The sequence below is a fragment of the Amycolatopsis sp. NPDC057786 genome (assembly GCF_042797905.1).
Classification (GTDB): Bacteria; Actinomycetota; Actinomycetes; order Mycobacteriales; family Pseudonocardiaceae; genus Amycolatopsis.
Genome location: NZ_JBHVKW010000167.1, coordinates 1 through 11,142 on the forward strand (window position 1 = coordinate 1; position 11,142 = coordinate 11,142).

General features: G+C 66.4%; 10 protein-coding genes. 3 read left to right on the plus strand and 7 right to left on the minus strand.

Features of this window, described 5'->3' with window-relative positions; translation table 11 throughout:
- Positions 1 to 50 precede the first annotated feature (50 nt).
- The 4 genes from ACFVM3_RS40810 to ACFVM3_RS40825 form a co-directional block, all read right to left on the minus strand.
- Positions 51 to 302 carry a hypothetical protein gene (locus ACFVM3_RS40810; protein WP_126737722.1) on the minus strand — a complete coding sequence of 84 codons (252 nt, stop codon included), beginning with the start codon at positions 300 to 302 and terminating at the stop codon, positions 51 to 53.
- Positions 299 to 682 (minus strand): WhiB family transcriptional regulator, encoded by a 384-nt coding sequence (locus tag ACFVM3_RS40815; RefSeq protein ID WP_378445138.1) that lies wholly within the window; start codon positions 680 to 682, stop codon positions 299 to 301. Before ACFVM3_RS40815 ends, ACFVM3_RS40810 begins: the two co-directional genes overlap by 4 nt.
- Positions 683 to 849: 167 nt before the next feature.
- A complete protein-coding gene (locus ACFVM3_RS40820) occupies positions 850 to 1,116 on the minus strand; it encodes a hypothetical protein (protein ID WP_378445139.1) in 267 nt (88 codons plus the stop codon).
- Positions 1,117 to 1,332: 216 nt separating this feature from the next.
- Positions 1,333 to 3,420, minus strand: coding sequence for an ATP-dependent DNA helicase UvrD2 (locus ACFVM3_RS40825; RefSeq protein ID WP_378445140.1), 2,088 nt, complete (start codon positions 3,418 to 3,420; stop codon positions 1,333 to 1,335).
- A 63-nt stretch (positions 3,421 to 3,483) separates the two neighbouring features.
- Between ACFVM3_RS40825 and ACFVM3_RS40830 the strand changes: the two genes are divergently transcribed.
- Together ACFVM3_RS40830 and ACFVM3_RS40835 are read left to right on the plus strand one after the other, a co-directional pair.
- Entirely contained in the window at positions 3,484 to 4,212 is a 729-nt protein-coding gene (locus ACFVM3_RS40830) for a DUF4191 domain-containing protein (protein WP_125680464.1), read from the plus strand.
- A gap of 455 nt (positions 4,213 to 4,667) precedes the next feature.
- Entirely contained in the window at positions 4,668 to 5,270 is a 603-nt protein-coding gene (locus ACFVM3_RS40835; protein ID WP_378445141.1) for a hypothetical protein, read from the plus strand.
- 65 nt (positions 5,271 to 5,335) lie between these two features.
- On the opposite strand, the gene ACFVM3_RS40840 is transcribed toward ACFVM3_RS40835, so the two are convergent.
- Entirely contained in the window at positions 5,336 to 5,821 is a 486-nt protein-coding gene (locus tag ACFVM3_RS40840; RefSeq protein WP_378445143.1) for an RDD family protein, read from the minus strand.
- A 172-nt stretch (positions 5,822 to 5,993) separates the two neighbouring features.
- Between ACFVM3_RS40840 and glnA the strand changes: the two genes are divergently transcribed.
- Positions 5,994 to 7,418 (plus strand): type I glutamate--ammonia ligase, encoded by a 1,425-nt coding sequence (glnA, locus tag ACFVM3_RS40845; RefSeq protein ID WP_007033879.1) that lies wholly within the window; start codon positions 5,994 to 5,996, stop codon positions 7,416 to 7,418.
- A 90-nt stretch (positions 7,419 to 7,508) separates the two neighbouring features.
- On the opposite strand, the gene ACFVM3_RS40850 is transcribed toward glnA, so the two are convergent.
- The gene (locus ACFVM3_RS40850) at positions 7,509 to 7,943 is read right to left on the minus strand and encodes a thioesterase family protein (RefSeq protein ID WP_044856402.1); all 435 of its coding nucleotides are present in this window, start codon (positions 7,941 to 7,943) and stop codon (positions 7,509 to 7,511) included.
- A 128-nt stretch (positions 7,944 to 8,071) separates the two neighbouring features.
- Positions 8,072 to 11,044 carry a bifunctional [glutamine synthetase] adenylyltransferase/[glutamine synthetase]-adenylyl-L-tyrosine phosphorylase gene (locus ACFVM3_RS40855; protein WP_378445145.1) on the minus strand — a complete coding sequence of 991 codons (2,973 nt, stop codon included), beginning with the start codon at positions 11,042 to 11,044 and terminating at the stop codon, positions 8,072 to 8,074.
- Between the last annotated feature and the right edge of the window lie 98 nt (positions 11,045 to 11,142).

Genomic DNA, 11,142 nt, shown 5'->3' on the forward strand with positions numbered 1-11,142 from the left:
CTTTGCTATCGCGCTGCGATAGCAAAGGTCCCCCGCTCCCTTTTGGGACGTCAGGCCTGAAAGCGCTCAGCTCGCCTGGTCGCCCAACGGGCGACCTTGGTCCACCTGCGCGCGGCGCGTGGGCCGCTCCGAGCCCGCTGTGCGCGGACTCCCTCCTCGAGGTCTCGTATTCGGGCCCTGGACAGTTCTTCATAAAGCAACATTTCGCTGGTCTCCTCGACCTTGATCTCGTTCAATTCGGTCGGCGCGTGAGTTCCCGTCCGCGCCTCGTAATCCCTGGTGGTGATGAGTTCGACGGTCATGCCGCTGCGCTCCGCTCGACCTTGCGCGCGACGGGACGAGCCTCGGCGGCGGGCTCGACGACCGCGTTCTTCCGGGGGCGGCCACGGGGCCGCTTCCGCGCGACGACAACGCCGCGCTCGAAGATTTCGCCACCCCAGACACCCCACGGCTCACGCCGCGAAAGGGCGCCCGCGAGGCAGGCGGAACGGACCGGGCAGTCCGCGCAGAACGCCTTCGCCCGCTCGAGCTCTGCGGGCGACTCGGCGAACCACAGGTCCGCGTCGCCCGAACGGCAGGGAAGCATCGACTCGGGCGAGTCGATGGCGTCGAGCAGGTCGACGACGCCTGCGTCGGCGAAGGGCAGGGCCTCCCCCGGCGCGAACGCTATGGCCGATGACATAAGTGCACTCCTCTGTGCCGTAACGGATTTCGTACTCACGGTGGAACTGGACAACGCTGAACCCCAATTAGGTTGTGCAGCCAACTTGTTTGTGCAGCAAAAAACACGAAGGCCGCGGATCCGGTAACCGGTTCCGCGGCCTTCGTGAGCCTCTGATCCTGACTAGGTCAGGAACTTCGCTCCCGTTGGTACAACGGAACACGGAACTGCTTGATGACCGGCAGATCGACGCCACCGTTCACGTACGCCCCACCGAAGGCGGCAGCGTGCGTGAAGGTCTCGCCGGCGGTAACCCAGCGCCGGTTGAGACGCTGAGTGCCGCGGGCGGCAAGGATGCTCACGGGCATGAAGGTGCCCTGGCGCTGTGCCTGCGGGACTTCCGCGACGCAAGACAGACGGGTGCCAGGGTTCGTGAGCTTCATGTTGATCCTCATTTCACTGACACCACCTTTCTCTGTCGCGCGCGAGCCGCCCTGCGGTCTACGCTGTGTTGTAGAAGTTCTTCCCCAGACCAGGCGCTTCCCGCCCGGTACCTGCAGGTTATTGCCACCGGCCGCACCGGGGCAACTTATTTTCCAGAAAATCCGTCGAAGTTGCGAAGATCGGCTCTGAGCAGCGGGTTCGCCGCGTGGATCAAGCCTGGAACGCGGTCAAGTCTCCACTGAGGCCCGCACGACGTCGAGAACCTCCGCCCCGAAGCGCTCGAGCTTCGTCGCGCCGATCCCGGAGATGGCACACAACGCCGTGTCATCGGTAGGCCGCTGCTCGGCGATGGCGACGAGCGTCGCGTCCGTGAAAACGACGAAGGCCGGCACCTTGAGCTCCCGCGAGCGCTCCCCACGCCAGGACTTCAGCTTCTCGAGCAGCTGCTCGTCCACGTTGGACGGGCAACGGGAACACCGGCCGAGCTTGATGTCGAGTGTCTCCAGCAGCGGCCCGCCGCACACGCGGCACCGGGCCTTGCTACCGGACTGTTTCGGCTGCTGCGATCGAGCGACCCTCGCCGCCGGGTGATCTTCGGGAATCAGGCCGTAGAGGAACCTGCTGCGTCGGCGATTACGGCGATTTCCCGACGTCCTGGCCAAGGCCCACGACAGCGAGAGATGCACCCGAGCTCGTGTGACGCCGACATAGAAGAGGCGGCGCTCTTCCTCGATGGCCGCGTCGTCGCCGTCGGCGTGGAGGATCGGCATGGTCCCCTCGGCGAGCCCGACGAGGAACACGGCGTCCCATTCGAGACCTTTCGCCGCGTGAATCGAGGCCAGGGTGACGCCCTCCACCGTCGGTGGATGCTGCGCTGTCGCCCGCTGTTCGAGCTCCGCCACGAATCGAGGGAGATCCGCATCTTCCACAGTGGAAGCGAGCTCCTCGGCCAACTCGACGATCGAGAGGAGCGCATCCCACCGCTCTTTCGCCGCGCCTCCGGCAGGAGGCTGGTCGGTGAGCCCCACCTTCGCGAGAACGGAGCGAACACGGGTCACCAGCTCGCCGGTGTAGGCGTCGGTCGACGCCATCCGCAGCGCGGACATGGCCTGCCGGACCTCGGCCCTGGCGAAGAACCGCTCGCCACCGCGGACCAGGTACGGAATGCCCACCTCCGCCAGAGCCTGCTCGTAGGCTTCGGACTGGGCGTTGACACGGTAAAGCACCGCGATCTCGCTGGCTGCCACTCCGCTGTCCAGCAGATCACGGATCCTGCGCGCGACAGCCGCGGCCTCAGCGGTCTCGTCGTCATACTCCGCGAACCGCGGGGCCGGCCCGGAAGGACGCTGGCCGATCAGTTTCAACCTCGACCCCGCCGGACGGCCGCGCGCGGCACCGATCACTTGATTGGCGAGAGCCACGACCTCCGGAGTCGACCGGTAATCCCGCTCGAGCCGTACGACCGTCGCCTCGGGGAACCTCCGCGTGAACTCCAGGAGCGGCCGGGGAGAAGCGCCGCCGAACGAATAGATGGTCTGGTTGGCGTCACCGACGACGGTCAAGTCGTCACGGCCGCCGAGCCAGGCATCGAGCAGCCGCTGCTGCAGCGGGGTGACGTCCTGATACTCGTCGACGACGAAGCAGCGATAACGCTCACGGAACTCCTGGGCCACCACCGTGTGCTCCTCGAGGACGGCCGTGGTGTGCAGGAGCAGATCGTCGAAGTCGAGCACCTGGGCGGCGTTCTTGACCTTCTCGTAGTTGCGGTAGACCTCCGCGACCTGCGAGGCGGGCGCCGGCGTGTCCCGCTGTGTCCGTGCGGCCACCGCCGGATAGTCATCCGGCGATACCAAAGAGGCCTTGCTCCACTCGATCTCACTGGCGAGGTCGCGCAGCAGTTCGGTCTCGGTGCCGAGACCGGCCTTGTTGGCGGCTTGGCTGATGTAGCGGAACTTGTTCTCGAGCAGCTCCCAAGGCCGGTCCCCGACGACCTGCGGCCAGAAATACCGCAACTGGCGACGGGCGGCGGCGTGGAACGTGAGCGCCTGAGCGGCGTCCACACCCAGCCCCCGAAGACGGGTGCGCATCTCGCCCGCGGCGCGCGTCGTGAAGGTGACGGCGAGGACCTGACCAGCGGCGACGTGGCCGGAACGGACCAGGTGGGCGATGCGGTGGGTGATCGTCCGGGTCTTGCCGGTCCCCGCTCCCGCGAGGACGCAGACCGGCCCCCTCGGCGCGCAGGCGGCGGCGCGTTGCTCGGGATCGAGCCCATCGAGCAGGCCTGGACGACTCTTCGGGGACGATGCGCTAACCACGTCCCGATCCTCGCAGAGGGCCCGACGGGATCGGCGCAGGGCACGCGGCCGTATCCTGGTCACATGGCGGGAAAGCAGGACAAGGAAGCAGCGAAGCTGGCCAAGAAGGAGAAGCGTGCCGCGAGCAAGGCTCGCCGCGGGCAGATCTTCGAGGCATTCAAGATGCAGCGCAAGGAAGACAAGGCGCTCATCCCCTGGATGGTCGGATCGCTCCTGGTCATCACCGGTGTCGTCTTCGGTATCGGGTTCATCTTCGACGTCCACTGGGTCGTGCTGCCGCTGGGCATCCTGCTCGGCGCGCTCGCCGCTGTGATCATCTTCGGCAGGCGGGTCCAGAAGACCGTGTACTCGAAGGCCGACGGGCAGCCGGGCGCCGCGGCGTGGGCGCTCGAGAACATGCGCGGCCGCTGGAAGGTGACGCCGACCGTGGCGGCCACCACTCAGCTCGACGCCGTGCACCGAGTTCTCGGTGGTCCGGGTGTCGTGCTCGTCGCCGAGGGTGCGCCCCACCGCGTGAAGTCCCTGCTCGCGCAGGAGAAGAAGCGTGTGTCCCGCCTGATCGGTGAGACACCGATCTACAACGTGATCATCGGCAACGAAGACCAGCAGGTGCCGCTGAAGAAGCTGCAAAGCCACCTGATGAAGCTGCCGCGGAACCTCAAGCCCGCCCAGGTCGACGCGCTGGAAGCGAAGCTGGCCGCACTGGGCAGCCGCGGTGCCGCCATGCCCAAGGGCCCGATGCCCGCCGGCGCGAAGATGCGCAACGTCCAGCGCACCATCCGTCGCCGCTGACGAAACGAGGATCAGGGGTCCTTTGCTACCGCCGCGTGCCGTAGCAAAGGACCCCTGATCCGTTTCCGGGCAAAACTGTCGGTGGGTGGTCGCATGATCACTGTGTGGACGGAACCTCAAGGGCCCGGCAGAAGGCACTGGCAGCGATGTTCCCGGACGGCGTGGCCGCCCGGGCGAAACTTGTCGCCCTCGGGCACTCTCATTCCTCGATCTCGCGCCGTTGCCGCGAAGGCGGCCCGTGGCGCCGTCCGATACCCGGCGTCATCCTCCTGACCAATGCCACACCGACCAAGCACCAGCTCTTGAAGGTCGCGCTGACTCACGCGGGCCCAGAGGCAATGCTCACCGGGGTACAGGCAGCCAGGTTGTACGGGGTCCGAAGACTCCCGCCAGAAAGACGGGCGCACACCCTTATCCCTCACCGGAGCAAGGTCGCGACCTGGGGATTCGCCGTCGTGGAACGGACGATCCACCTGCCGGAACCAGTGGAGATCGACGGCCTGCCTGTCGCTCCTCTAGCCCGAGCCCTCATCGACGCGGCTCGACGTATGGACGAACTCAGGTCGGTGCGGGCGATGATCCACGACGCAGTCCATCGCGGTCTTTGCACTCCAGAGGAACTTCGAGACGAGCTGGCTCAGGCCAGCACGATCGGCTCGGCGCTCCCTCGATTAGTCGTCAACGCCCTCCAGGACGGCGTCGACTCCGCCGTCGAGCAGTGGCTGGCGTCCGTAGTCGAGCGCAGCAGCCTGCCCAAACCCGTGAGGAAGGCAGAGCTACGGACTCCGGACGGAGTGGTTGTCGGAATCGCCGATGCCTGGTGGCCGCAGGTCGGCGTCGCGCTGCAAGTCCGCCACGACGAGGCCGCCCTCGAACCGGACAAGGTGTCCGAAACACCGGCCCTGGTCGCTCCTGGCCTCATCGTCGTCCAGGTGAGTCCGGCACAGCTACGTGACGAGCCGCTGGTGGTGATCCACGACCTGCGAGCAGCCCACCGCCGCGCCCGACAACGACCGCCTCCAAATCTCGGGAGCGTCCCTGCGACACCGGCCGCCTGACCACGGCCGGTCCGGTAGGAGCCTCCACCGGCGAGAGCAAAGGTCCCTTGCTCCCTCACCTGCGGTCATCGCATGCGGATTACGACGGTTCCAGTCAGCCGGTCGAGCCAGCTTCGCCCGTCGATGTTGCGGATAGCGGCTGGGATGATCAGAAAGGTCAGCGCCCCTCGCACGACTGCACGCCATGCCCCGACCATTTGTGCGCCGTCGAGCCTGGCGACGCGGATTCCGACCACTGCCATACCGGGGGTGAACCCGAAGAAGGCGGCGGGAATGACCGTGATCGCTGCCCAGACGCCGACCGACCAGAGGTTGAAGGTCTGCATGACGGCCGGATCCTGAAGGCTGGGAGTCACGAAGAGGGTGGTGACCAGTGAGGCGAGAACCAGGTCGATGAGCAGCCCAAGAAGGCGTGCGCCGCCGCCTGCTACCGAGCCGACACCCGACTGGGGCAAGCCGAGTCGCTCACCACGCCACCGCTGCGTACCCTCGCCACCGGCCGTCGTCTCATCGCCGGCTCCGGGCAGCCATTCTCCGGTCCATCTCGCCACCCATCCAGGGTATGCCGGTGGCGCGGGCCACATTCGCCCTGGTCGACTACCCGATATCGCCGCCCCGTTAACACCGGCGAAACATACGGGTGACGGTCGGGCAACACCGCGCTCTTAGCGTGAGCCGAAGAGAGTACTGCCGCCGGCAACGAACGAGAAGGAGTCACCGAGGGTGCCCACTACTCCAGACGACATTCAGCGCCTAATCGCCGACGAGAACGTAGAGGTCGTCGACGTCAGGTTCTGCGACCTGCCCGGCGTTATGCAGCACTTCACCGTTCCGGCGAAGGCGTTCAACGAGGAAGCCTACGAAGAAGGCCTGGCCTTCGACGGTTCCTCGGTGCGTGGTTTCCAGTCGATCCACGAATCCGACATGCTGCTCCTCCCGGACCCCGAGACGGCTCGTATCGACCCGTTCCGCAAGGCGAAGACGCTCTCGCTGAACTTCTTCGTGCACGACCCGTTCACCCGCGAGGCGTACAGCCGCGACCCGCGCAACATCGCGCGCAAGGCCGAGCAGTACATCTCCGAGTACGGCGTCGCGGACAACGTGTTCTTCGGCCCCGAGGCCGAGTTCTACATCTTCGACTCGATCCGGTTCGACTCGGCCGAGCACGCCTCGTTCCACGAGATCGACTCCGTCGAGGGCTGGTGGAACACCGGTGCCGACGTGCCGGGCGGCAACCAGGGTTACAAGACGAAGTTCAAGGGCGGCTACTTCCCCGTCCCGCCGGTCGACCACTTCGCCGACCTGCGCGACGAGATCGTCCGTAACCTGCAGGGCTCCGGTTTCGAGATCGAGCGCGCGCACCACGAGGTGGGCACCGCCGGCCAGACCGAGATCAACTACAAGTTCAACACGCTGCTGCACGCTGCTGACGACCTGCAGCTGTTCAAGTACATCGTGAAGAACACCGTGTTCGCCGCCGGCAAGACCGCGACCTTCATGCCGAAGCCGCTCGCCGGCGACAACGGCTCGGGCATGCACTGCCACCAGTCGCTGTGGAAGGACGGCACGCCGCTGTTCCACGACGAGTCGGGATACGCGGGTCTGTCCGACACCGCCCGCCACTACATCGGTGGACTGCTCAAGCACGCGCCGAGCCTGCTGGCCTTCACCAACCCGACCGTCAACTCGTACCACCGGCTCGTGCCGGGCTTCGAGGCCCCGGTCAGCCTGGTGTACTCGCAGCGGAACCGGTCGGCTTGTGTCCGTATCCCCATCACGGGCAACAACCCGAAGGCCAAGCGCGCCGAGTTCCGGTGCCCGGACTCGTCCGGCAACCCGTACCTCGCGTTCTCGGCGATGATGATGGCCGGTCTCGACGGCATCAAGAACAAGATCGAGCCGCCGGAGCCCATCGACAAGGACCTCTACGAGCTTCCCCCGGAGGAGGCCCAGAACGTCAAGCTCGTCCCGGGCGACCTCGGCGCGGTTCTCGACACGCTGGAAGCCGACCACGACTACCTGCTCGAGGGTGGCGTGTTCACTCCCGACGTGATCGAGACGTGGATCTCCTACAAGCGTGAGAACGAAATCGACCCCCTGCGGCTGCGTCCGCACCCGTACGAGTTCTCTCTGTACTACGACGTGTGATCGTGCGGTAGGAAACACCAAGAGCACGCCGGTGGTGAGGTGCGGAAGCGCCCTCACCACCGGCGTTTCTTATGGGACCAGGTGGTACGGCTACTCCGAGGTGGAAAGAACCTTCAGGTCGACGCCCGCACGCTCGATGCGGCCACGCGGGTCGTCCACCAGTTTGCGTCGCTCGAGATCCATCAACCCCAGCGTGCACGTGATTTCCGCGGAGAGGGTGCCATCCACCTTGTAGATGTTCGAGTCCATGTGGAAGGTCTTGCCGGTGCCGAACTTGGCGTCGCAGGTCACGTCGACGACATCGCCTGCCCGCAGCTCGCGCCGGAAGACGATGTGGGATTCGAGCAGCACGAAGGCCAGATTCGCATCACGCATACCCGCGTTGAGGCCGCCAGCGAGTTCCATGAGCTCAAGTCTGGAGACCTCGCCGTACGAGTGGTAGACGGCATGGTTGAGATGGCCGAGGGTGTCCAGCTCGTAATGACGCACCTTGATCCGGGTGCGAAACGGCTCGCGCACAGTCACCGGTCCACTGTAAGCGCCACCCACCGTCCGCGACGCCGAGTGTGAGCAAGGGACCTTTGCTGCCGTCTCCCCCAACCCGGACAAGCGACAGCAAAGGTCCCTTGCTCTCTATCCGCAGGTCAGAGCGATCAGCCCTGGTAGAAAAGGGTCTCCACGACCGCATGGGCACGTCGCGTCGTCCGCCGGTAGGCATCGAGAAACTCGCCAGGGTCGTCATCGGCCGAGTAGCCGAGCACCCGCGCGACCGCGGCGAGATCACGACCGGAGCTGGGAATTTCGTCGACCGCCTTGCCACGGACCAGCATCCCGGCGTTACGGACACGCGTCGCCAGCAACCAGGCCTCGGTCAGGGACTCGATCTCCGCGGGCTCGGCGAGCCCCGCCTCCACCGCGGCCTTCAGTGCCGCGATCGTCGACGTGGTCCGAAGCCCCTCGACCTCGTGGCCATGACGCAGCTGCAGGAGCTGCACCGTCCACTCCACGTCGGCGAGCCCTCCACGGCCGAGTTTCGTGTGCCGGGTCGGGTCGGCACCCTTGGGCATCCGTTCCGTTTCCACGCGCGCCTTGATCCGCCTGATCTCCCGCACGCGGACCGCGTCGAGACCCGACGGCGGGTAGCGAATGGGGTCGATCATCTCGATGAACCGCGCACCGAGGTCGTCGTCACCGGCGATGAACCGAGCCCGGAGCAGCGCTTGCGATTCCCAGACCTCCGCCCATCGCCCGTAGTAGCTGCGGTAGGACTCGAGGGTTCGCACCAACGGGCCGCTCCGCCCCTCCGGACGGAGATCGGCGTCAACGATCAGTGCCGGGTCGGCGCTGGGAGCACCGAGGATCTTGCGGACCGTCTCGGCGACGGAGGAAGCGAACTTCGCTGCTTCGGAGTCCGACACGCCCTCGGCGGGCTCGCACACGAAGAGAACGTCCGCGTCGGATCCGTAGCCGAGTTCGGCCCCGCCCAACCGCCCCATTCCGATGACGGCGATCTTCGCTGGGGTCTGGCCAAGCTCGGCCTGGCGCTGGCGAAAAGCAGCCGCCAGGGCTCCTTGAAGCACGGCGACCCACACACTGGACAGCGCCTCGCAGACGGCTGGGACATCGAGCAACCCCAACAAATCCGCCGACGCGATCCGGAGCATCTCATGCCGGCGCAACGATCTCGCGGCCGCGACCGCGGCATTCAAGCCCGGCTGACGCCGCACGGCGGCTCGCAGTGAAGTGGCCACCTCCGCTGGAGTACGGCCGGCCAGCCGCGCGGGATCACCGAGCAACTGCAGTACTTCCGGCGCTCGGGCCAGCAGGTCGGGCACCAGACGTGACGTGCCGAGCAGGAATGCGAGCCGCTCGACTACCGCACCTTCGTCCCGAAGAACCCTGAGATACCAAGGCGTTTCTTCGAGTGCTTCCGAGACCTTCCGATAGGACAAGAGTCCACGGTCCGGGTCCGGAGTGTCGGCGAGCAGGTCCAACAAGACCGGCAGCAGCGCTTGCTGAATGGCCGCCCTGCGGGACATTCCCGCGGTCAGTGCCTTGATGTGCTGCAGGGCCCCGTCCGGCGCGGCATAACCGAGTGCGGCGAGGCGGCTTTCCGCCTGCTTTGTGGTCAGCCGTAATGCTTCGGTCGGCACGTTCGCGACCGATTGGAGCAGGGGCCGGTAGAAGAGTTTCTCGTGAAGACGCCGGATGCTCTGCAGGTGGCGGCGGAACTCCGCCACCAACACATCCCCCTCACCTCTGCCTCGGGCCGGCCGCACACCACTCGCTCTCGCGATCGTTCGCAGCTCACTGACGTCCGAAGTGGCAGGGAACAAATGCGTACGCCGTAGTCGGCGAAGCTGGAGCCGGTGCTCGATGGTCCGGAGGAACTCGTAGGACGAAGCGAGCTCCGCGGCGTCCTTCCGGCCGACGTACCCGCCGTCCCCCAGGGCGGCGAGGGCGTCCATCGTGGACGGGGAACGCAGCTCAGCGTCGATCCGGCCGTGGACCAGTTGCAGCAACTGCACGGCGAACTCGACGTCGCGAAGGCCACCGCGCCCCAGCTTGAGCTCCCGTTCCGCGTGTGCGGACGGCACATGCCCTTCGACGCGGCGCCGCATCTTCTGCACCTCGGGAACGAAATTCTCCCGATCGGCCGCTGCCCACACCTTCGGTGCGACCATCTCCGCGTACTGACGCCCGAGTTCGGCATCGCCTGCGACCGGCCGCGCTTTGAGCAGGGCCTGAAACTCCCAGGTCTTGGCCCACTTCTGATAGTAGGCGGCATGACCGTCGAGGGTTCTGACCAAGGCGCCCGCTTTACCCTCCGGGCGCAACGCCGCATCGACCTCGAAACATGCCTTGCCGACCACACGCATCATCGTGCTGGCCAGCCGCGTGGAGACCGAAAGATCTCCATCTCCGACGAAGATGACATCCACGTCGCTTACATAGTTCAGCTCTCGACCACCGCATTTGCCCATCGCGATCACGGACAGATGGCCTTCGGCGGCGGCGCCCACCTCGGCCTCCGCGACCATCAGCCCGACGGTCAGCGCGGCCTCGGCCAGCATCGTGAGCTGAGCCCCGATCTCGGCATAGGGTGGTTGGCGGAGACCGGGTTCGACAAGATGTCCGAGGTCGGCCGCGGCTATTCCGAGCAGCAGTTCGCGGTAGCCGATGCGAAGAGCCTGCTCTGACTCGAGGCCTGTGAGCAGCTCGCCGTCCGGTCGCAAGTGGCCGAGAAGACTGCTCACATACTGATCCGGGGCGATGCTCTTCTCGCCCTGGAGGGTCTTCCAGCAGTCGGTGTTCGCGACCAGGAAGTCCGCGAGCGCGCCCGAAGTGCCCAGAACGCCGAGCAGCCGGCCGCGGAAGGTGCGGTTGGTGCGGAGCGCCTGGTCGAGCTCATGCCAAGCACCAGGGTCGGCTTCCCTGATCCGGTCCAGTCCGCTCAGCGCGAGATCGGGATCCGCAGCACGGGAAAGTGCCGACATCACGTCGGCGGCGGAGCCGTCGGGGCCGGATTCGGTCCACCAACCGGCAGCACGCAGCTGCCCGTCGGCGCGGGGGTCGGTGAAGCCGTATCTCGCCACGGAAGCGGTCGGCCTGGCGCGCTCAACCATCGGCTTCCACCGTAGTCGCCCTTCCGCCCGAGACCAGACGGACGCGCAAGGGAGCAAGGGACCTTTGCTACCGCGTCAAGGCGGTAGCAAAGGTCCCT

Bases quoted from the DNA above. Each gene is read 5' to 3' on its own strand.
- ACFVM3_RS40810 (WP_126737722.1), bottom strand. From the start codon at position 302: ATGACCGTCGAACTCATCACCACCAGGGATTACGAGGCGCGGACGGGA.
- ACFVM3_RS40855 (WP_378445145.1), bottom strand. From the start codon at position 11,044: ATGGTTGAGCGCGCCAGGCCGACCGCTTCCGTGGCGAGATACGGCTTC.
- ACFVM3_RS40830 (WP_125680464.1), top strand. From the start codon at position 3,484: ATGGCGGGAAAGCAGGACAAGGAAGCAGCGAAGCTGGCCAAGAAGGAG.
- ACFVM3_RS40820 (WP_378445139.1), bottom strand. From the start codon at position 1,116: ATGAGGATCAACATGAAGCTCACGAACCCTGGCACCCGTCTGTCTTGC.
- ACFVM3_RS40815 (WP_378445138.1), bottom strand. From the start codon at position 682: ATGTCATCGGCCATAGCGTTCGCGCCGGGGGAGGCCCTGCCCTTCGCC.